At 56.4% G+C, this 19,068-nt stretch carries 22 protein-coding genes; 6 read left to right on the top strand and 16 right to left on the bottom strand.

Features of this window, described 5'->3' with window-relative positions; all coding sequences use genetic code 11:
- Positions 1-142: 142 nt before the first annotated feature.
- Together ACYZT8_RS01160 and ACYZT8_RS01155 are read left to right on the top strand one after the other, a co-directional pair.
- Complete coding sequence (locus ACYZT8_RS01160) at positions 143-355, top strand: hypothetical protein (protein ID WP_461982339.1); 213 nt, start codon at positions 143-145, stop codon at positions 353-355.
- Between the two features lie 330 nt (positions 356-685).
- On the top strand, positions 686-1,675 hold the full coding sequence (locus ACYZT8_RS01155; RefSeq protein WP_461978564.1) for an Abi family protein: 990 nt from the start codon (positions 686-688) through the stop codon (positions 1,673-1,675).
- Between the two features lie 73 nt (positions 1,676-1,748).
- Here ACYZT8_RS01155 and ACYZT8_RS01150 read toward each other — a convergent pair whose 3' ends face one another.
- Genes ACYZT8_RS01150 through ACYZT8_RS01140 form a run of 3 tightly spaced genes read right to left on the bottom strand, consistent with a single transcriptional unit; the run spans position 1,749 to position 3,377 of the window.
- Positions 1,749-2,459: an SDR family NAD(P)-dependent oxidoreductase gene (locus tag ACYZT8_RS01150; protein WP_438661586.1), complete on the bottom strand. Its 711-nt coding sequence runs from the start codon at positions 2,457-2,459 to the stop codon at positions 1,749-1,751.
- A gap of 43 nt (positions 2,460-2,502) precedes the next feature.
- Positions 2,503-3,159 (bottom strand): DsbA family oxidoreductase, encoded by a 657-nt coding sequence (locus ACYZT8_RS01145; RefSeq protein ID WP_461978562.1) that lies wholly within the window; start codon positions 3,157-3,159, stop codon positions 2,503-2,505.
- Positions 3,156-3,377: a tautomerase family protein gene (locus ACYZT8_RS01140; RefSeq protein ID WP_461978560.1), complete on the bottom strand. Its 222-nt coding sequence runs from the start codon at positions 3,375-3,377 to the stop codon at positions 3,156-3,158. The genes ACYZT8_RS01145 and ACYZT8_RS01140 overlap by 4 nt, the downstream gene beginning before the upstream one ends.
- A gap of 226 nt (positions 3,378-3,603) precedes the next feature.
- Here ACYZT8_RS01140 and ACYZT8_RS01135 point away from each other — a divergent pair, with 226 nt between their 5' ends.
- Positions 3,604-3,792 (top strand): hypothetical protein, encoded by a 189-nt coding sequence (locus tag ACYZT8_RS01135; protein ID WP_461978558.1) that lies wholly within the window; start codon positions 3,604-3,606, stop codon positions 3,790-3,792.
- Positions 3,793-4,018: 226 nt separating this feature from the next.
- Positions 4,019-4,300, top strand: coding sequence for a DUF3077 domain-containing protein (locus tag ACYZT8_RS01130; RefSeq protein WP_461978556.1), 282 nt, complete (start codon positions 4,019-4,021; stop codon positions 4,298-4,300).
- A gap of 62 nt (positions 4,301-4,362) precedes the next feature.
- Here ACYZT8_RS01130 and ACYZT8_RS01125 read toward each other — a convergent pair whose 3' ends face one another.
- The 3 genes from ACYZT8_RS01125 to ACYZT8_RS01115 form a co-directional block, all read right to left on the bottom strand.
- Positions 4,363-5,694 (bottom strand): IS4 family transposase, encoded by a 1,332-nt coding sequence (locus ACYZT8_RS01125; RefSeq protein ID WP_461974571.1) that lies wholly within the window; start codon positions 5,692-5,694, stop codon positions 4,363-4,365.
- A 112-nt stretch (positions 5,695-5,806) separates the two neighbouring features.
- Entirely contained in the window at positions 5,807-7,420 is a 1,614-nt protein-coding gene (locus ACYZT8_RS01120) for a Fic family protein (RefSeq protein ID WP_461978554.1), read from the bottom strand.
- Positions 7,421-7,541: 121 nt separating this feature from the next.
- A complete protein-coding gene (locus tag ACYZT8_RS01115) occupies positions 7,542-7,841 on the bottom strand; it encodes a hypothetical protein (RefSeq protein ID WP_461978552.1) in 300 nt (99 codons plus the stop codon).
- 116 nt (positions 7,842-7,957) lie between these two features.
- On the opposite strand from ACYZT8_RS01115, the gene ACYZT8_RS01110 reads away from it, so the two are divergent.
- On the top strand, positions 7,958-8,884 hold the full coding sequence (locus tag ACYZT8_RS01110) for a LysR family transcriptional regulator (RefSeq protein WP_461978550.1): 927 nt from the start codon (positions 7,958-7,960) through the stop codon (positions 8,882-8,884).
- On the opposite strand, the gene ACYZT8_RS01105 is transcribed toward ACYZT8_RS01110, so the two are convergent.
- The 7 genes from ACYZT8_RS01105 to ACYZT8_RS01075 all read right to left on the bottom strand — a co-directional run bounded on the left by ACYZT8_RS01105 (position 8,801) and on the right by ACYZT8_RS01075 (position 13,883).
- Positions 8,801-9,118: an AzlD domain-containing protein gene (locus ACYZT8_RS01105; protein ID WP_461978548.1), complete on the bottom strand. Its 318-nt coding sequence runs from the start codon at positions 9,116-9,118 to the stop codon at positions 8,801-8,803. The two genes, ACYZT8_RS01110 and ACYZT8_RS01105, sit on opposite strands and share 84 nt — an antisense overlap.
- On the bottom strand, positions 9,097-9,813 hold the full coding sequence (locus tag ACYZT8_RS01100) for an AzlC family ABC transporter permease (RefSeq protein WP_461978546.1): 717 nt from the start codon (positions 9,811-9,813) through the stop codon (positions 9,097-9,099). The genes ACYZT8_RS01105 and ACYZT8_RS01100 overlap by 22 nt, the downstream gene beginning before the upstream one ends.
- On the bottom strand, positions 9,810-10,223 hold the full coding sequence (locus ACYZT8_RS01095; protein ID WP_461959417.1) for a GNAT family N-acetyltransferase: 414 nt from the start codon (positions 10,221-10,223) through the stop codon (positions 9,810-9,812). Before ACYZT8_RS01095 ends, ACYZT8_RS01100 begins: the two co-directional genes overlap by 4 nt.
- Before the next feature lie 46 nt (positions 10,224-10,269).
- A complete protein-coding gene (locus ACYZT8_RS01090) occupies positions 10,270-11,019 on the bottom strand; it encodes a 2OG-Fe dioxygenase family protein (RefSeq protein WP_461978544.1) in 750 nt (249 codons plus the stop codon).
- A 233-nt stretch (positions 11,020-11,252) separates the two neighbouring features.
- Positions 11,253-12,557: an OprD family porin gene (locus ACYZT8_RS01085; RefSeq protein WP_461978542.1), complete on the bottom strand. Its 1,305-nt coding sequence runs from the start codon at positions 12,555-12,557 to the stop codon at positions 11,253-11,255.
- 241 nt (positions 12,558-12,798) lie between these two features.
- Positions 12,799-13,194 (bottom strand): nuclear transport factor 2 family protein, encoded by a 396-nt coding sequence (locus ACYZT8_RS01080; protein ID WP_461978540.1) that lies wholly within the window; start codon positions 13,192-13,194, stop codon positions 12,799-12,801.
- A gap of 17 nt (positions 13,195-13,211) precedes the next feature.
- Positions 13,212-13,883: a DsbA family protein gene (locus ACYZT8_RS01075; RefSeq protein WP_461978538.1), complete on the bottom strand. Its 672-nt coding sequence runs from the start codon at positions 13,881-13,883 to the stop codon at positions 13,212-13,214.
- A 244-nt stretch (positions 13,884-14,127) separates the two neighbouring features.
- On the opposite strand from ACYZT8_RS01075, the gene ACYZT8_RS01070 reads away from it, so the two are divergent.
- On the top strand, positions 14,128-16,218 hold the full coding sequence (locus ACYZT8_RS01070) for a TonB-dependent receptor (protein WP_461978536.1): 2,091 nt from the start codon (positions 14,128-14,130) through the stop codon (positions 16,216-16,218).
- A 207-nt stretch (positions 16,219-16,425) separates the two neighbouring features.
- Here ACYZT8_RS01070 and ACYZT8_RS01065 read toward each other — a convergent pair whose 3' ends face one another.
- The 3 genes from ACYZT8_RS01065 to aguB form a co-directional block, all read right to left on the bottom strand.
- Positions 16,426-16,638, bottom strand: coding sequence for a hypothetical protein (locus tag ACYZT8_RS01065; RefSeq protein ID WP_094469623.1), 213 nt, complete (start codon positions 16,636-16,638; stop codon positions 16,426-16,428).
- A 245-nt stretch (positions 16,639-16,883) separates the two neighbouring features.
- Positions 16,884-17,990 (bottom strand): agmatine deiminase, encoded by a 1,107-nt coding sequence (aguA, locus tag ACYZT8_RS01060; RefSeq protein ID WP_461978534.1) that lies wholly within the window; start codon positions 17,988-17,990, stop codon positions 16,884-16,886.
- 4 nt (positions 17,991-17,994) lie between these two features.
- Positions 17,995-18,873 (bottom strand): N-carbamoylputrescine amidase, encoded by an 879-nt coding sequence (aguB, locus tag ACYZT8_RS01055; protein ID WP_461978532.1) that lies wholly within the window; start codon positions 18,871-18,873, stop codon positions 17,995-17,997.
- Between the last annotated feature and the right edge of the window lie 195 nt (positions 18,874-19,068).

Genomic DNA, 19,068 nt, shown 5'->3' with positions numbered 1-19,068 from the left:
TGCATCCAATTCTGCTACCGCGCATCTATATACCTCACCAAAACGATGAGCGGTGAAGGTCGAAAATCATTGAGGCGGCATAATGACAGCAGTGCTTATGCACAACCTGCCACTTCACTCCGCCGTTGCGAGCCTCTTTGTAATGAACACCGAACGACGTTACTCGATCATCCTGGAGCACAGCGCCGAGGTGCTGCTTGAACATGCGCCCATGGCGCAGATAGAGGCATTTTGGGACGCCAACGATACTCGCTACTTCGGGTTGCGCATGGAGGATGAGCACAGCGCGCATGCACGAGTGATTGTTACGGACGAAATCCCCGACGACGAAGATGCAGTGCTTTGTTGTCTGTAGAAAAAAGGGCACGGATTTAGTTTTCCATCCGGTGCCGGCACCCTACAAAACAAAGCCCCCATAGAAATACGAGGGCTTTGTTGTTTCTGGGGTATGGAAACAATCCCCCGGGACGCCGCCTCATTGCGGCGATAGAAGCCAACAAAGCCTTACCTCCATCGCCAGACCAAACATTGTCTGCGCGCCTGCCCCGTTACAAGTTCGCGTCACTGCAACGTTGACGGGCTCTCACACCTACCTATAATGCACCCCAACACACCCGCCAAGCCTAGGTTGACCCAGTCAGCAAGCTCAAATCGTGCGGGTTTTTTTTGCCTGGAGAAAAGCTACATGAGGCCCTTTGACAAACCGGCCCTCAGCGTAGAACAGCAATTGGAACTGCTAAAGCAACGAGGCCTGCAAGTCGCCAACGACGACCGGGCCATGCGCTTCCTCGAAGTGGTCACGCTGTTTCGTTTGAGCCCCTATATGCGCCCCTTTCAGGAACATGGGCCGGATCACACTTTCAAATCGGGTAGCACCTTGAAAGCTGTAGTCGACATATACCGGTTCGATGGCTCGTTACGGCGCATAACAATGGATGCCATTGAGCGGGTCGAAGTCGCCATACGAGCAACCATCAGCAACCACATGTGCCCCAAATATGGGCCCGGTTGGATTGCTGATGCCTCGGTCTTCTCCTCGTCCTATTCGCATTCCGAGCTATTACGCCCCCTTCGCGAGCAACTGAGCAAAGAACGAAAAAAATTCGGACGTGAGATTGATCGCATCGAAAGAGGTCGACAGGAGGATGGGCTTCAGCAACAGAGGATCGAAAACCGTATGCGTGATAACTATTTTCGATACTACGGCGCGACCTATGCCCTTCCTGAACTACCACCCGCATGGGCGATTCTTGAAGAGCTCAGCCTGGGAACCGTATCCACCCTCTTCAATGCCATAGGGAAAAGTGCGGACAAAAAAGCTATTGCGGCCAGATTCAGGCTGCCATTCGATGTACTAGCATCTTGGCTCCACACCCTGACATTTGTACGAAACTGCTGCGCTCACCACTCGCGACTATGGAACCGAGAACTCTCAATTCGCCCCTCGCTTCCGAAAGAGTGGAATATCCCAAACACATCCGCCGATAGGCCTCAGCCAAAACAACGGCTTTATATTGTATTGACGATACTCGCCTATCTAACCGATTTGATCAGTCCAGACAGCCAGTGGAAGCCTCGTCTCGAAGAAATTATGGACCATTTGGAATCAACGAACCTGAGCCTTATGGGCTTTCCAAGTGATTGGAAGCGTCAGCAACAATGGCGGCTCGAATAAAAACCCGGCACAACAACAAAGCCCTCGTAGAAATACAAGGGCTTCGCTGTTTCTACACTTTGGAAAAGCAGTCTTAGTGACCAGCGCTCTGCCCACCATCCACATGCAGAATCTCGCCGGTGACAAAGTTCGCGCTATCCAGATAAACAACTGCCTGCGCAATGTCGCTGATCTCACCCATATGCCCAACCGGATGCAGATTCCCCAGCGCCTCATGAGTTTCTTCACCATGCATCGGAGTCTTGATGATGCCCGGAGAAACCGCGTTCACCCGAATCCCGCGCTTGGCGTACTCGATGGCCAGGGACTTGGTTGCAGCGTTCAAACCGCCTTTAGTCAGCGAAGCCAGTACCGAAGGCACACCATCAATCGCGTGGTCGACCAGGCTGGTGGTGATGTTGACGACGTGGCCTTTGCCTTGCTTTTCCATCTCGGTGATCGCGAGTTGGGTGATGTAGAAGAAGCCATTCAGGTTCACCGACAGCACCGCGGCGTAATCTTCAGCGGTGTAAGCTGTGAACGGCTTGGCAACGAAGATCCCGGCGTTGTTAACCAGGGTATCGATGCGGCCGAAACGGGCGATGGTTTCACGGATCACTTGCTGCGCCACTGCCGGGTCGCCGATGTCGCCCGCCACGGTGAGGATGTCCGGGTCGGTGGACGGTTTGATCGAACGCGATGTGGCGACAACTTTGTAATCCAGATCGCGGAACGCCTTGACCATGCCTGCGCCGAGGCCTTGGGATGCGCCGGTAATAACGATGACTTTTTTCGAATTGCTCATGATGAACCTCTACTAATTAAGAATGATTTGAAAAAACAGGTAATCAGGCTTCGGCGGGGGCGTTGGCCATTTGTCTCAACATCTGTTCGTAGTACTCGACCGACTGCGAACCGGACACCAGGTGACGTCCGTTAAGCACCATGGCCGGCACCGAGTTGATGCCGTGCTGGCGGTAAAACGCTTCAAGCTCACGCACTTCTTTGGCAAACGCGCCGGACGCCAACACCTCTTGAGCAGCCGCCGCATCCAGTCCTGCTTCAGCCGCCAGACGAACCAGCGTCTCGCGATTACTCGGGTTCTCGCCGTCGGCGAAATAGGCTCGCAGCAGGATTTTCTTCAGTGCGACCTGTCGCCCTTCCTGCAACGCCCACAACAGCAGCCGATGCGCATCAAACGTGTTGTAGAAGTGAGTGCGCTTCTCCAGGTCGAACTTGAAACCGAGGGCCGCGCCACGTTCAATCTGCATCGCTTTGCCGGCAGCGACGTCTTCGGCAGTGCGTCCATACTTACGCATCAAATGCTCGACCGCTTTTTCGCCGACTGCCGGCATGTCCGGATTCAACTCGAAGGGCTTGTAGGTCAGCTCGACCGAGATTTCCCCGGCCACGTTCTCGATCGCTTGCTCCAGCGCTGTGGCGCCCAAAGCGCACCACGGGCACACCACATCGGAGATGAAATCAATGGAGACGGACGCGGTCATGACGTGCCCTCCGCCTCAGCCAGTTGCTTTCGGTACTGGGTGGTGGTGATGCCGGCGTAGCCCCAGTTATCAGTGTCGACTTCTTCGATCACGATGTGGGTCAGGTGCGGATCCTTCTTCAGGACGCGTTCCAGGGTTTCAGTGATTTCGGCGATCACCTGAGCTTTCTGCTCAGAGGTAACGCCATCGCGGGTGATGCGTACGCTTACGAAAGGCATGAGGACTCTCCAGTGACCTTCCCTTCGGAATGAATGGGTCGGCGTTGGAGCTCAATGTATGGAGTTAGCTGGAGGGGATAAAGGTGGGGGCGGGAACATCATTAGTTACTTGGTGTAATGATTGTCTCGATGGAACACACTAAAACTGTTTGCGTCGAAAATGATTAATCGGCCAACTTCCATTTACCGCAACGTTTAGATATCGCCAAAAAATGGAGAAATGCTCATGACAATTCGATTTTTCGACAGCCCGTTCCATGTCACGCACGACGAGGAAATCGCCAACAAAATGGTGGGGGAAGTGGAGCTGTCGATAGTCACTGATTGCCCCCAAAAGCCTGGCTTCGAAGAGAAAGAGGCCGGCGTCAGGTTAGACGTGGGTCATTTACGTATTCCCAAGCCTCAGGTCCAGTAAATCACCGAAGCTCTCACCCTACGCCACCACCTAGCCACGATTGCGCATCTGCGGCCCTCAAGCTACTTTCAACCCGTCGCTGCCAATTCAGCGACCGGGCCTGAGAACTCGAATTGATGCAGAAACCAACTGGAGTTCTCCTTATGAATGCCCGCAATCCATTCAAAATTTTTGCCATTGCTGCACCAAGTCACGCACACCACCGCCCAAAAACCGGAGGTGCCCAATGACCAATCCCCAAGACCTGAAAACCATCGGCCTCACCCCTTTCTCCTACCACGCCAACCAACCGCTCTTCCGCATCAACGCCGGCGTCCCGGTCATCGCAGCCCTCTCCCACGCTTCCGATCTGCTCCACGTCGCCAAGCTCCTCGCCTCAGACGCTGCCATGGTTCGCGACACCGATCGCCATGCCTGGGCATCGCATTATTTACAGGATATGAGTAAGGCGATCATTGATGATGTGGTGAAGGTGTTGGACTCGCCGATGAACAATCGCAATCAGTAACGCCGTCACGTACATCAAAAAACTGCGCGCATAAAAAAGCCCCGATTCAATCGTAATGCTGTTCACTTAAGCGGAGCAGCCTTACGGTCCACTGGAAACCGGGTTTTTGAAATTTTCACTGTCCTTGGCCTCGAAGGCCTTGGGCGGTGATCCAGAAACAATCCCCCTATCCCTGCTCTCAACTCAGCCAAGCGTCTTCCTGTGGCTGAAATCGGATTAGCCGCCGCCATCACGATCAGTTGCACGGCGATGTACTGACAAACGGGTTTGAAACGGATGTCCGAGGGAGCCCGGCCAAACGTCACCGCCGCCTGACTGGCCTCTCGACGAATCACGTTGTAAGCCAGCAAAAGCCCCCACACTTCCTGATAGACCAGCTCGACTTTTTTACTGCGCAAGGTCATCGCGTTCTGTTGCATCGAACTCTTGATGTCTCTGAAGCCCAACTCGATTTCCCAACGCTCCTGGTAAAGTTTGGCAACGGCTTGAGTGTTGTAGATCTTGGCCGGCAACGACGTCATGACGGTCTTCACCTTGCCTTTAATTTCATAACTGACTTCGCGTACTTCCCAGTGCGTTGGAAGATCCGGGTTTCGCTTTCTGGCCTGCGGCGAGACTTTCATACGCACTAAACGGTCGTACTGGCTGTAACGGGCCACTTCCTCGCAGATCAGTCCTTTTTTTGCCGGGATCAACCAATGACGGTTGATGCCTGCTCCGCTCAGGCTCGACAGCAGCTCGGCACCCCAGAAACCTTTGTCGAACAGCGTCACCGAGTGGTCGGGGATCTGCTGCAAAAATTCGTCGGCCAAGCGCATTTCACTGCGTCGATAAGGGCTCAATTGAGCATCCATGATCACGTGCGAACGCACATTCATCAGGGCCACCAGGCGCAGCATCGGAAACGGCGTCTGGCGGTCGCTTGGAGTGTTTCCCGACCCGAAGTGATCTCGAAGCTCGGGCGTATCCGGAGTACGCAAAAGTGCACCGTCCACCGCGAATACCTGCAGATCATGCCAGGCATCGTCGTCATAGCGCTCCGCCCCCCATTGGGTCCCGGTCTTGCGGAATAACCACTCAACAGGATCGGCACCGAGTCGCTTGCGCGCCTCGGTTACACCACTGCGGGCCAATAAGTGGTCGGTGGCCAGGCCTTGAGCGCAGATGTTCAAACGTCTGGCCACCTCATGAACCGGCTCGTCACGAAACAACGCCATGCCGAGCACCAACCAGAGCACTTGGTCAGCGGGCAGGCGACGTCGGCGAATGGTCGCCTGACTGGAAAGATCCAGCGCAGACGCTACCCACTCGATGGGAATGTTTTGGGTGAAAGTACTCAGGTCACAGAAGTTGAAAAGGTCGCCGAGGTCGAGCAGATCTTGTTGAACAGACATAAAAAATCCGATGCCAGAAGTCTGGCATCGGATTTTCGGATAAGCCCGGCTTGGACTCAAATACTTAAGTGAACAGCATTACGATTCAATCGGGGCGTTTTGCATAAGTCGGTCATCGACCCACTGGCTGATTCGGGTGGTATCGATCACTCACGCTACTGTCTATCGGCTCCTCCCCCCGAACCGACTGAGCCACCGCTTCGACAACGGCGGCCCAAATATCCGGCCTCGCCAGCACAGGCATTTCCTTTGCCAATACGTTGCTCAGCTTCCCTTCGTTCTGCTCTATGGATCGCAAGAGCCGATCAGCCTGTTGATCAGGCATCTCAACGACTTCCTTGATTGCCTGTCTGGCCCTTATGTGACTGCGCAAATACCGCGACTCTTCACGCATCTGTTCGGTGATGGTGCGGCGAATGACGTTAGACATGAAAACAACGTGTGGCCCCAGGTTAGGATAGCGCCACACCGGGCGGGCCTGATCCTGGCCTGTGAATTCAATATTCGAGACCACGCCGTCAGGGTATTGCGTACGCGTATTGGCGAATGTTACCTGGTCTCGAATGCCCTGCATGAGCGGTTTTGAAACCTGATCCAGCACGCTGTCATATAGACGCCGTTCAGCAGAGTCGTCAGTGATAACAGCTGATATCGGAAGAATCACCGGGTCTGGAATGACCCCATCACGACGCAAAATGTCGTTGATCAGGAAGCGATGGACCCGGCCGTTGCCATCGGCCAGCGGGTGGATATAGACGAACGCGAACGCTGCTACAGCACTGCGCATGACCGGGGATTGCCCTTGAGTACGATTCAGAAAGACGCGAATGCCTTCCAACATCCGCTCCAAATCGCTCTCCGGGGGAGCGACGTAACGGACGATCTCCTGATAGCGGACAGTTTCGCCAACAAACACCGGAGATTGCCGAATCCCCATACGTGTCAGTGTGGTTACTGCTCCAAGGATTTCTTCTTGCATCTCCGCCAGTGCAGCATCAGTGAGCGGCAGTTCACCCTGACCGGTTCGTCGCGCCAACACATCTGCGAAACGCTGGATACGCGTAGAACGGTCCGCCTCCCCTTCAATGGCGAAGCTGGCTTTGCTTTCCCTGAGTGTCATCCATGCGGCGGCGCGCAGCAGAAGCGCTTCGCCAAACTCTGCGGTCAGTTGACCAAAGAGGTGAGGCACATCGAGGTCCGCTGCTGACTGGACGCCTGCTGTCTTGACGACGATTGGGCAGAAGTAGCTCGAGCCAGGCAGGTTGTCATTCACTCGCCAACGCGGCACCTTCACCGCCTCTTCGGGTGAAGCCGCCACCATCAGATCGGCGTTGATGGCGTCGACATACTTGCCGCCTATAGGTTCTGGCGCCTGCAACCGCTCGCCAGTGAGCCACTCAAACAAGAACGCCGACCTGCGGGCATATTGGCCGGTGGGCTCGTCCTTCAACCAGCCTTGTACCGGTGCAGCACCCACCTTGGTAAACAGTCTGGTCAAGAACTCGAGGTTCGGGACTTCATGCCGCAGGTGAAATTGCAGATGGGATGAAAAGTCCGGATCGGGGCGCATGTTTTCCGTATAGGTCTCAAGACGAAACCCGTCTTCGACCTGAGTTGACCGTCGGCTACCGACCTGACTTAACACGGGTAGCCGTGCCATCGGCCGCACGTCGAATGTCGTTGCTAGCCAGGCAGCACCGATCGGGTCTACGGGAAACTCGCTCACGTCACACTCCTTTTCAAACCTCGGCCAAATCAAACCAGCACAAATGGAGAGTAACGATCAAAATCAGGTTTTGCTGCATAAAAATGATTATTTTTCGGTGTAGATGCATAAAAACGAACATTTAGAGCACTTCAGATTGAGCTCCGCCAATTGAATTGGCACCGTCGAACTGACCCCAAACGCATAAAAACGATTTTACTTGCTCAAAAACGATCATAAATCTCGCTTTTTGCACAAAACCGTTTCGAAACCGGACAATTTCACTGAACCCCTCACACGCTGAAACCCGAAACGTCGCTGCCGTTTCATCAAAAAAAATGCCCAAACCTCCCGGTCCGAGCATTTTTTTGACCCTGATCACCCACCCCTCCCCAAAAACCTCGACTCTATGTAAGCCTCCAGCCATCGGACGCAGCATCATTTCGCTACTAAACTCGGGACAAGCGTGTTCATGTGCAGGATTATAGCCAGCACGTATCGCCCAACCGGCGGCCAGGTACTCAACAATAGCCAGCCCACTTCAGAGGGCATTACCCAATGGATAGCAGAACCCTACGCAACCTGATGCGCATTGTGCAGACCGGCTCTTTGTCGGCGGCGGCAGAGCATTCCTGTTTAACCGTGCAGGCGTTGGCCGCGCAGTTGAACAAGGTCGAAGAGCAGTTCGGTTTTCGGTTGTTCCGTCGCTCCAACAAGGGGTTGACCCTGACTACACAAGGCACGGAGCTCACGCCTTACATGGACAAGGTGTTGGTCGCCACGCGGCAACTGGAAGAAAAAGTGGCCGCGCTGAAGGTGCCTGGGCAGCGCACGCTCAAGGTGGCGCTGAACACCACGCTTTCGCCTGACTTCAATCGGCGAATGATCGGACGCCTGATTGAGGTGTTTCCCGACTATCAGCTGGAATTCAGCTACGCCGAGTCGATGGAAAACCTCAGCAAGCTGAAGAATGAAGATTTCGACCTGGCGGTGTTGATTGGCCCGCAGAAGCCGGGGTTGCCCAGCATCATCCTGCCCGATGTCCAGGTTCAGGTGGTCGGTGCGCATTGCGGTCAGGAACATGATCCGCTGGTGTTGCTCGGCAACAAGTTTCAGGTGCGTCCGGCGGACGATTGTCCGTATTCCCACAGCTTCCTGCGCTTTCTCGATGCCGGTCTGGGCAATTACGAGTCGGGCAAGCGGATGGTGTATTCGTGCAGCGAAACCCTGACGCTGTCGTTGATCACGCAAATGGACGGCCTCGGCATGGTCTCGCGGGATGCGGCCCAGCGTAACGGCCTGACCATTTTCCCCGGCTTCGAAGATGCCCTCGAAGTGCGGCTGGCGATCAACAATCCGGAGTTGTCGGGTCAGGCCTTGCACGATGTGGTCGACCTCCCGCTACATGAACGAGCCGAGCGCAATGTACGCAGCCGTTCCCACCGCAACGGAGAGAAAGAGGTTTTTGCTGAAGTACGCACATAACAACGTCGGAATCGCGGCATAAAATTCCGGGCGATCGAGCTGCACGTGCTGATCCTTGATCAACAACGGCGCAAGGCTGATTGCAGCGACGATCGCCACCGGCAGGTATTCCAGCGCCCGGGCGACGAAGGGCGGCCAATGGTCGGTGTTCACTTGCAGCGGCAACGCGCGCGGCAGGAACGTCACGGCCATCATCAGCGCGACGACCAGAATCAGGAACGTTTGGTCAGGCATACGCCCACCCCGCAGCCCACGAATGTGGCGATAAATACGTTGAAGGGCGAGCTGCCGACCAGACTCAGCGCGCCCATGCAAGCGACGGCGGCCAGTGCGGCGATGAGTTTGTTACGTGTGTTGCACAGCGACACCAGCACGTAGAGCATCATCGCGGTCAGTGCATAGTCGAGCTGATACTTGATCAAGTGCGCCGCGTACTGCGCGCAAATCGCCCCCAGCAAACCGCCGAGCACCCACGAGGCGTGGCAATACAGATTGAAGCCGATCAGGTAACGCACGTTGACGGGTGAACCCTTGCCCAGTTTGACGCTATGAAAGGCGAACGACTCATCGGTCAGCCCGCCCGCGTAACACCAACGCTCAAACCGACTGAGACCCATCGCCTGCAACGCCTTGGCCATGTAGACCGACATCAGCATGTGCCGCGCATTGATCAAAAACGTGGTGAGGATGATGGTGGTGAGCGATGCGCCGCTGGAAATCAGCGCCAGGGCGGCAAACTGTGAAGCGCCGGCATACACGAACAGGCACATGGCGACCGGCAGCCACACGGGCAACCCGGCATTTACCGCCATCAATCCGAACACAAACGACACCGTGAAGTAACCCGCAATGACCGGGCTGGCCTCGGCGAAGGTGCGCGACGCGTGCGGTTCGACCATCAGCGGCCGGCTGCTGGACGTCTCATTCATAGGTCCCTCTCAAATGTTCTTTCACCGCGCGGTTCGCAAAAACCCTGGGCACTCCAAAAGCGTTGGCCGGCAAGGTTAGCATCGTCGACAAACAGGAACATCCGCAGCACGCCCACGCGTTTCATATCGGCTGACGCGGATTCAACCAGTCGTTGACCGACACCTTGGCTGCGATACAACGGGCTCACTGCCAAATGGTTGATCGTGCCGCGACTGCCGAGCATTCCGCCCAACACCGCGCCGACGATTTCGCCGCTGACATCCAGCGCGATAAACGCGGTAGTGGTTTTCTGCACCAGCACACTGCGCAGGCATTTGGCGTCCTGCCATTCACAGAAAGATACTTCTTCGAATTGCCGAAAGAAGCGTTCCAGGCGCTGTGCATCCTTGGCCGTGGTGCGCCGCAGCATCACCGGTGCAGGGCACTCGGCGAGACTGGCCACGGTGTTGTACTGTTCAGCGAACAATGTCGAAAGCGGTCCCGGGCCGCGAGAAAGAGATCGCCAGAATCTGCCGGTACGCCATGGCGTGAGAATGGGTATTGCGTGCCGGTGTCACGTAGTGACGCATGTCGCGATCGAGAAAGTAGGTGGTGTCGAGGATTTCCTCGTAGGTCGTCGATGCCACTTGCTCTTGATTTTGAGCCTCGTACAAACGGCTCTCCGCCCCTTCAACGTTATTGCGTCCCCAGAAGTGCACGCCGCTGAACGGATAACCGTCGCAGTGAATGCCTTCCGGAGTAATTTCCAGTTGTTTGCCAGGCTTGATCTCGATGCGGATCTGATGAATCTGGCATTGCCAGATTTCCTCGTGCAACTCCTGCGGCAGCACGTTTTTATACACTTCAAAATCGATGTCGATCAGGCTGCGCATTACCGGCGAATTGATGACCTCATCGGAGAAATCCTGGAAGTGCCGCACAACCCCGCCCACATAACTGTTGTTGGCCTTGGACTGAACATAGGCCCGGTGCTCCAACTGCTTCAGGTCGCGAGTGACTGGGTTGTATTCAAAATCGCTGTAGCGACGGTAGCGCATGCCCGCCTCGGCCTGACCGTAGTAACTGTCCGGCTCCATGCTTTCCCAGCTTTTAGTCAGTCGAACAAAATCGGCGAAATGACCGTAGAGATTGAAGTCAGCACCTTGGACGTTGGCATATTTGTTACGCCGTAGCGATTCGCCCACTTCTCTGTTCAAAACGATCATTTTCAAAAATCTCCGTACATTTAGCAGCCTAATCTAGAGAGCACAGGATTTACGTCCATGAGAAAGAATTTGAGGCATATCAAGCGCTGCTTGAAACGGAGCATGACGTTGCTTTAATTCGACTTTTTATGATCGAAAATGGCCGTTTTATGCGCTTTTGAACGGTTGTCAGGCGAAAAAAAACCCGAACCAGTCGGGTTTTTTTAATCGAGTGATGAACACTCAAACGCTCATCAGAAGATGTTGATCGGGTAATCCACGAACACACGCACTTCGTTACCGCTGACGTTGTACTCGCTGGATTTCTGCGAGACACGCAGGATCGAGCTGCGCAATTTCACGCTCAGGTCTTTGGCCGGGCCGCTTTGCACGACGTACTTGAACTGGTTGAAGATTTCGCGCTCGGTGCCGCCTTCGCTGGTGGACGTGGTGATGTTGTCACCGCGCACGTAGGCGAAGTTGTAGCTCAGGCCAGGAACGCCGAATGCGGTGAAGTCCAGGCCGTAGCCCAACTGCCAGCTGCGCTCGTCTTCGGCGTTGAAGTCGGACCAGTAGGAGTTTGCCAGGTAGATGGTATTGCCACCGTCGCCGACACGACCTTGATCTTTCTGGTAACCGCCGTAGGCGTAGCCCAGGTTACTGTCGCCGGTGCTGCGCTGGTGAGCGAGGGTGAACGAGTGTGGGCCGGTGGCGAAGGTCGCGGCCAGGCTCCAGATCTTGTTGTCCTCGCCGGTGACGATACTTTCGCCAGGCACGGTGTGTTCGCGGACGTAGGAACTGTCCAGCTTGGTGCGGTAGCCGTTGAAGTCCAGGGTCAGGGACTGATCCTTGTCGATCGGGAACACGTAGTTGGCGTTCACGTATTGCTTCTTCAGCACGTCTTCGACGTCGGATGCGTAGAGCGCAGCCTTGAATTGTTCCGTGAACTGGTAGCTACCGCCCAACACGTTGATCGACTTCAGGCCACCACTGTCACGGCCTTCAGCGCTTTTGCGCGATTCGGCGGTGAAGCGACCGGCGTTCAGTTCCAGGCCTTTGATTTCCTTGGAAGTGATCATGGTGCCCGTGTAGCTTTCTGGCAGCAGGCGCCCGTTGTCGTAGCTCAGAACCGGCAGGGCCGGCATCTGGTCGCCGTAGGTCAGCGTGGTGCTGGAGAGACGGAATTTGACCGCTGCGCCGCCTTTGGACAGGTCGTCAGCCGCGTTGCCGCTGTCGCCCTTTTTAAAGAAGTCGATGCCTTGAGCGCCGGTACGACCCTTGCCACCATCCAGACGCAATGCGTACAGACCGAAGGCATCCACACCGACACCGACGGTGCCTTGGGTGAAGCCGGACGAGAACGTACCGATGGCCGCTTGGCCCCACTCGGCTTTGTCCGGGTTACCGTCTTTGTAGTCACGATTGATGTAGGCGTTGCGCAGCAGCACTTTGAGGCTGCTGTCTTCAACAAATCCCTTGGATTCGGCCTGGTCGTTAGCCATGGCCTGTGTAGCGCTCAACATCCCCAGAGCGATCAGGCTGATTCGCTTATTCAACATTTTGTTCTTTTCCTTATTACCGGTTGATACGCGCTGTGTCGAACGGCTGAAATGGTGCTATCGCACTCTTTTTTCACCCCAAAACAAAAAGGCCCGCCCACGAGAGAATCGTGGCGGGCCTTTTTATTATTTTGTGAGTCATGGCGGTTAGCCACAGGCGTTGGACGGGATCGTATCTGCGTGCTCAACGATGTGTCAATTTCATGAATCGTCTATGAAAAGGTGAAAATCGTCTAAGCAATTACTTGCCGGCAATCGCCAGTTGCACGGTATGGCTGTCGACGAACTGTTCAAAGTGGGTGACTTTGCCATCGGCCAGGGTCCACAGATGCGCAACGCGAGCATTCATCGGACGGCCAGTTGCCTTGTAGATTCCGCTGTAATTGCCGTACGCAAACACCTTGTCGCCCTGTGCGACGTAGTCCTCGATCTTCAACTGAAAATCATCCCAATCGGTGGCCAGGCGCTTGAACACGTTTTCGACGATGGCATCGAAGCCGACGTAAGTACCGGCGTAAGGAAAACCTGCCGCCTCGGTCCAGCGGGCATCCGTGGCCAGGGCCCCGGCGGTGTTGCGTGCGTTTTCCTGGGAGTTGGCGCCTTCATAGGTGCTTTTGATCAGGCTAAGGTTGTCCATGGTGACTCCGGATGAATTCAAGGGGCGCAGCCGTCGATGCCACAGGCTTGCACGGGGGCTGACGACGTTTGTGCAGGAAGCGATTGGTTTAACCATTGCGCAAATGCTTGCGGCTTGCCGAGCCAGGGTCCGATATCGACCAGGGTGAATTGGCCATCCTGTTCAAGGACGAAGGTCGGAAAACCCTGGCCGCCAACCTTGGCCAAGAGTGCGCGGCTCTCCCTGACATGGCGATCGGTGTCTACTGCTTTGCATGCCAGCTGGAAGGCTTGAGACTCGAGGCCGATATCGTTGGCGAGCTCCCCCAAAACCGCTGCATCGGCGATGCGCCGACCTTCCACGTAATGAGCCGTCTGCAAACGCCCCAGCAACTCAAGTCCGCGGCCCGAAAGCAGTTCGGCCGCCAGCACTGCGGCAATCGGCGGCGTTGAATCGAACACAGCCGTTTCATCGCGTAACAGACCTTCGAAATACGCTTCACCGAATGGCTGGCCGGTGTACTCGGCGATGCGCCGGTCGTGGGGCATCACGTAGCTGCGCAGTTGTGGCGAAACAGTTTGGCGGTTGGCGCCGCTCATCATGCCGCCACCGTGGGCGATTACCGGCAGCACGCCTTTAGCGGCTTGTACCAGCGGTTTGGCGCCGTAGCACCAGCCGCATAAAGGGTCGTAGATGTAGTGAAGGATCATGAGAAGACTCCGGCAATCAATCAGGGAAATTCAGTGCCGGCAGACTAATCCTCGGACCGTTGCGGAAAAACGCTGGAATGGCTTTCAGACTGTTTCATGAATCGGTCGAATAGCCTATGTAGCAATTTCGACACAACTCGAAACAATCAAGCAGCGGAACTTTTCAAGAATTATTAACGAAAGTAAATAACAAGCATTACCATTCGCGCCCTCGAATTCTTCCACCCTTTCGGATGCGCTTCAGATGCCTGCCCCCTTCCGCCTTACGCCGGTAACCCTTGGGCTTTCTGCCTTTCTGTCTGCCGGTTTCACCTGCGCCGCGACCACCGTTTTGCCCGAAACCTCTATCAGTGCCGAAGCAGAAGCCGACGACCCGCGAGTGAAGGAAACCAGCACCGCAACCCGCACCGCGACACCGGTCCGCTACGTACCTCAAGCCATCGACTCGATTAAAACCGCGAACGTCGTGGATTACGGCACCAATGATCTGGGCACTGCGCTAAGTGGCATCCCCAACGTCAGCAGCGGTGCTGATACGCGTTTCGACAGCCTGCGCATCCGCGGTTTCGACGCCAGCAACGACTTCTACCTTGATGGCATTCGTGACGACAGCCAATACGTGCGCGACTTGCACAACATCGAGCGTATCGAAGTCCTCAAGGGCCCGGCCGCCGTTTTGTATGGCCGTGGCAGCCAGGGCGGGATCGTCAACCGAGTCAGCAAACTCCCCGAGTTCGGCCGTCGTTCGACCATCGAAGCCCAGGGCGGCAGCGATGATCTGCGTAGCCTTTATGCCGATCTCAGCACCGATCCGTCCGAGAACATCAGCCTGCGCCTGAACATGGGCAACATGGATCAGAACAGCTTCCGTGATGGCGTCAGCGGCAACCGCCAGCTGTTCGCGCCATCGATGAGCTGGCAACTGACGCCGGACCTGAACTGGTTGGTGCAGTACGAATACAGCCGCTACAACCGTACGCCGGATCGCGGCATCCCGGGCGTCAACGGACGCCCGGCAGACGTAGGACGCGATACGACCTACGGCAGCGAGCACGATTTCATCGACGACAAGTCGCAATCCCTGCGCTCGAAACTCAGCTATGAACTCAGCGACAACTGGCAGCTACGCCACACCTTGGGCGTGTTCAAGCTCGACAGCGATTTCGACAACACTTACCTGACCGGGTACACCCCGATCACCAACGTCACGCGCCAGCACTGGCAGCAGGACCTGACCACCCGCAACGTCTATAACAACGTCGAACTGGAAGGCGGTTTCAACACCTTCGGCCTGGAGCATCGCCTGCTGACCGGCATCGAGATCGGCAGCCAGCGCCGCGATCCGACCTTGTACAACGCGGCCACTTCCGGGCCGGGCAGCTCACCGGTGCCGGCGCTGGACCTGTACAACCCCAATCGCGATTTGCGCCATACCGGGCGCATGCAAGTGTCCAGCGACAACCACACCGAAGTCGAAAGCCGTGCGGTGTACGTGCAGGATCAATTGCGCCTGAACGATCAATGGCAATTGCTGGCCGGTTTGCGCTACGACACCTTCGACATCGAATCGACCAACAAGCTGCGGAACATTTCCGAAGATCGTGACAGCCACAGCACCAGCCCGCGTGTAGGCCTGGTCTGGACGCCGCTGCAGAATCATTCCTTCTATGCGTCCTGGACCAAGACGTTCTCGCCGGTGGGCGGCGGTTTGATCGGCATCACGCCGGGCGTTGCCGGCAACAGCAATGACTTGAGCCCGGAGCTGACCAAGCAGAAGGAAATCGGTGTGAAGAGCGACTGGCTCGACGACCGCCTGAGCACCACGCTCGCGATTTACGAACTGGAACTCTATAACCGCCGCACCAGCGATCCACTCAACCCGACCATCACTCTGCTCTCGGGCCTGCAACGTTCCCGCGGGATCGAGCTGACCGGCACCGGCAAAATCGCCGGCAACTGGTACGTGCGCGGTGGCGTGGGCGTGCAGGACGCGACGGTCGAGAAGGACAACAACGGCTTTGAAGGCAAACGCATCAGCAACGTGGCCAAGCACAACGGCAGCCTGTTCCTGACCTGGAAACCGGAAATGGGTTGGTATGCGGAAACCGGTTTGACCCTGGTGGGCCAGCGTTATGCCGATAACCTCAACACCGTCGTGCTCCCGGGTTATGGCCGCTGGGATGCACTGGCCGGGTTCCGGCAGAAGGATTGGGACTTGCGCGCGGCGTTGAACAACATCAGCGACAAGGCCTATTACTCGTCGGCCACCAGCGCAGCGCAGATTCAACCGGGCGAACCGCGTAGCCTGGTGGTGACTGGCACTTACAGCTTCTAAACACCTGCCACCGACTGATCGTTGATCGTTCCCACGCTCTGCGTGGGAATGCCTCATCGGACGCTCTGCGTCCGCTCTTGGGACGCGGAGCGTCCCGGGCTGCATTCCCACGCAGAGCGTGGGAACGATCATGGGTACAAAACCATCACCCATAAAAAAAGCGCCGCCCTCCCGGCAGCGCTTTTATCAATCCTTTGTTTTTTCTTCTTATCCTTCCATCACATCCCACAACGCTTCCAGTTCCGCCTCGCTGAATAAACCAGCGGGGTAACGCTCGATCATCATCCGGCGCGGATCAGGTTCTCTGATCTGACGCGTTCCATTGGACTTCAACCAGTGCGCCAGGACCTGGAGCGATTCGCTATTGACTGCCAGGGGATGCAACGCCCGCTCGCTCACTACGTTCACTTCGGCGTTCATTTCAGCGCTCTCTCCTGGTTCGTGAGCGGCTAACTTATCCAAGGTTTATGACAGAACATCGCAGTCCTCCCCCTCCCTGTTTTACACCTTGAGAGATACAAGAGCTGTGCCAATGTTTCTCAAGTGTCGACAAGCGGATACAAAGAAGCCCGCAGTCCTTTTGGGCTGCGGGCTTCATGATGAACGGCGAGGATAAACTTGAGCCTCAGTGGTTTTTCAACCGACTCAGGCTGTTACAACCCCACTCACTCCTTGTGCGGCGCCGGTTGCTGTTGGGTAAGGCAGTGGATGTTACCGCCTCCCAGTAACAGTTCGCGGCCCGGCACCATCACCACCTCGTGCTGCGGGAACAGACCCTGCAAAATCTCTTTCGCCGGGCCGTCCAGCGGGTCGTCGAAACTCGGCGCGATAATGCCGCCGTTGACGATCAGGAAGTTCACGTAGGAACCGGCCAGACGAACGGTCGGATTGCGCTCCTGAGTCCCGTCTACCGGATCCACGCCAGCGCACTCTTCCTCGGTCGCAAACAGCGGGCCCGGAATCGGCATCTTGTGCACCGTGAATGGGCGACCTTTGGCGTCGGTGCTGCTTTCCAGCACTTTCATCGCGGCCTGGCAGCGCGGGTAGTTCGGGTCCTGCGGATCATCGGTCCAGGCCAGCAATACTTCACCCGGACGCACGTAGCAGCAGAAGTTATCCACATGGCCGTCGGTTTCGTCGTTGAACAATCCGTCCGGCAACCAGATGATTTTATCCACAGCCAGATGGGCGCTGAGCACCGCCTCGATTTCCCCACGGTTCATGTGCGGGTTGCGATTGCGGTTGAGCAGGCATTCTTCGGTGGTGATCAGGGTGCCTTCGCCATCGACATGGATCGAACCGCCTTCGAGCACGAAACCCTCAGTACGGTAGCGCTGGCTGCGCTCGATCTCGAGGATCTTGCCGCCCACCTGCGAGTCGCGATTCCACGGCGAATACAGACCACCGTCAAAACCGCCCCACGAGTTGAAGTCCCAGTTCACACCACGGACTTCGCCACTGTTGTTGATGACGAACGTCGGACCCGTGTCGCGAACCCAGGCGTCATCGCTGGACATCTCGACCACACGAATATTCGGCACGTCGAGACGAGCACGGGCGTTTTCGTATTGGCCGGCGGAGACCGCCACGGTCACCGGTTCGAAACGGGCGATGGCTTTGGCCACGGCCACATGCGCGGCTTGCGCGGGTTTGCCGCCTAGGCGCCAGTTGTCCGGGCGCTCCGGCCAGATCATCCAGGTTTGGGTTTGTGGCGCCCACTCGGCGGGCATGTAGAAGCCGTCGGCGCGCGGGGTGCTGTTTAAAGTGGTCATGCGATCAGGACTCCAGGGAACCGTCGAGGGTTTTGATCGCATTGTATAGGTTCGGGCGACGATCGCGGAACGAACCCCATGCGCTGCGAATGTGCTCAAGCTCGTCGAGGTCGAAGCTTTGCACCAGAACGCCTTCTTCCGTTTTATCCAGTTCCTGGACCTTCTCGCCGAACTGGTTGGCGATGAACGACGAGCCGTAGAACGTGATGTCGTAGCCGTCCTGTTCTTCGTTGCCGATGCGGTTGCTGGCAATCAGCGGCATCAGGTTGGCGCCGGCATGGCCTTGTTGCACGCGTTGCCAGTGGTCACGGGACGAAATGGTTTTGTCGTGCGGCTCGCTGCCGATGGCGGTCGGGTAGAACAGGATTTCCGCGCCCATCAACGCCATGCTGCGGGCGCACTCCGGGAACCACTGATCCCAGCAGATACCCACGCCGATTTTAGCGTAACGGGTGTTCCAGACTTTGAAGCCGGTATCGCCCGGGTTGAAGTAATACTTTTCGTGGTAGCCAGGGCCGTCGGGGATGTGGCTTTTACGATAAATCCCGAGGTTGCTGCCGTCGGCATCGATGATCGCGATGCTGTTGAAACGTGCACGGCCGGCCAGCTCATAGAAGCTGATTGGCAGCACCACTTGCAGTTCCTTGGCGACTTTCTGGAAGTGCTTGATGGCAACGTTGTCTTCAACCGTCGTGGCCAGTTGCAGGTAATCCGCGTTCGGCTTCTGGCAGAAGTACGGCGCCTCGAACAGTTCCTGGATCAGGATGATCTGCGCGCCTTTGGCCGCGGCCTCACGGACCAGCCTTTCAGCGGTATCGAGGTTGGCTTCAAGGTCCCAGGAACAGGCCATCTGGGTGGCGGCGACGGTAACGATACGACTCATGAATCATCTCCGGGCAAGTGCTGTGGTCGAGTTTGGCATCGACCGATGACAGAAACGGGAAGCACGGGCGCAATGAGTCACGCCGTGAGCAATGGCGACTTTATAGCCGATAAAAATCGGCTTTAAAAGCGATTAATCTTCCGTCCGTCTACTTTTACGCACTTAAACCCGATAACAATCGATATTTTATCGGCG

This window comes from Pseudomonas sp. LB3P93 (genome assembly GCF_054898025.1).
Note: the sequence above shows the minus strand (reverse complement) of the source record. Positions and strands in the feature narration are given on the sequence as shown.

Excerpts from the sequence above, each read along its gene's own strand:
- ACYZT8_RS01160 (WP_461982339.1), top strand. The coding sequence starts at position 143 with ATGAACACCGAACGACGTTACTCGATCATCCTGGAGCACAGCGCCGAG.
- ACYZT8_RS01155 (WP_461978564.1), top strand. The coding sequence starts at position 686 with ATGAGGCCCTTTGACAAACCGGCCCTCAGCGTAGAACAGCAATTGGAA.
- ACYZT8_RS01150 (WP_438661586.1), bottom strand. The coding sequence starts at position 2,459 with ATGAGCAATTCGAAAAAAGTCATCGTTATTACCGGCGCATCCCAAGGC.
- ACYZT8_RS01145 (WP_461978562.1), bottom strand. The coding sequence starts at position 3,159 with ATGACCGCGTCCGTCTCCATTGATTTCATCTCCGATGTGGTGTGCCCG.
- ACYZT8_RS01140 (WP_461978560.1), bottom strand. The coding sequence starts at position 3,377 with ATGCCTTTCGTAAGCGTACGCATCACCCGCGATGGCGTTACCTCTGAG.
- ACYZT8_RS01135 (WP_461978558.1), top strand. The coding sequence starts at position 3,604 with ATGACAATTCGATTTTTCGACAGCCCGTTCCATGTCACGCACGACGAG.
- ACYZT8_RS01130 (WP_461978556.1), top strand. The coding sequence starts at position 4,019 with ATGACCAATCCCCAAGACCTGAAAACCATCGGCCTCACCCCTTTCTCC.
- ACYZT8_RS01125 (WP_461974571.1), bottom strand. The coding sequence starts at position 5,694 with ATGTCTGTTCAACAAGATCTGCTCGACCTCGGCGACCTTTTCAACTTC.
- ACYZT8_RS01115 (WP_461978552.1), bottom strand. The coding sequence starts at position 7,841 with ATGATGCTGCGTCCGATGGCTGGAGGCTTACATAGAGTCGAGGTTTTT.
- ACYZT8_RS01110 (WP_461978550.1), top strand. The coding sequence starts at position 7,958 with ATGGATAGCAGAACCCTACGCAACCTGATGCGCATTGTGCAGACCGGC.
- ACYZT8_RS01105 (WP_461978548.1), bottom strand. The coding sequence starts at position 9,118 with ATGCCTGACCAAACGTTCCTGATTCTGGTCGTCGCGCTGATGATGGCC.
- ACYZT8_RS01100 (WP_461978546.1), bottom strand. The coding sequence starts at position 9,813 with ATGAATGAGACGTCCAGCAGCCGGCCGCTGATGGTCGAACCGCACGCG.
- ACYZT8_RS01095 (WP_461959417.1), bottom strand. The coding sequence starts at position 10,223 with ATGCTGCGGCGCACCACGGCCAAGGATGCACAGCGCCTGGAACGCTTC.
- ACYZT8_RS01090 (WP_461978544.1), bottom strand. The coding sequence starts at position 11,019 with ATGATCGTTTTGAACAGAGAAGTGGGCGAATCGCTACGGCGTAACAAA.
- ACYZT8_RS01085 (WP_461978542.1), bottom strand. The coding sequence starts at position 12,557 with ATGTTGAATAAGCGAATCAGCCTGATCGCTCTGGGGATGTTGAGCGCT.
- ACYZT8_RS01080 (WP_461978540.1), bottom strand. The coding sequence starts at position 13,194 with ATGGACAACCTTAGCCTGATCAAAAGCACCTATGAAGGCGCCAACTCC.
- ACYZT8_RS01075 (WP_461978538.1), bottom strand. The coding sequence starts at position 13,883 with ATGATCCTTCACTACATCTACGACCCTTTATGCGGCTGGTGCTACGGC.
- ACYZT8_RS01070 (WP_461978536.1), top strand. The coding sequence starts at position 14,128 with ATGCCTGCCCCCTTCCGCCTTACGCCGGTAACCCTTGGGCTTTCTGCC.
- ACYZT8_RS01065 (WP_094469623.1), bottom strand. The coding sequence starts at position 16,638 with ATGAACGCCGAAGTGAACGTAGTGAGCGAGCGGGCGTTGCATCCCCTG.
- aguA (WP_461978534.1), bottom strand. The coding sequence starts at position 17,990 with ATGACCACTTTAAACAGCACCCCGCGCGCCGACGGCTTCTACATGCCC.
- aguB (WP_461978532.1), bottom strand. The coding sequence starts at position 18,873 with ATGAGTCGTATCGTTACCGTCGCCGCCACCCAGATGGCCTGTTCCTGG.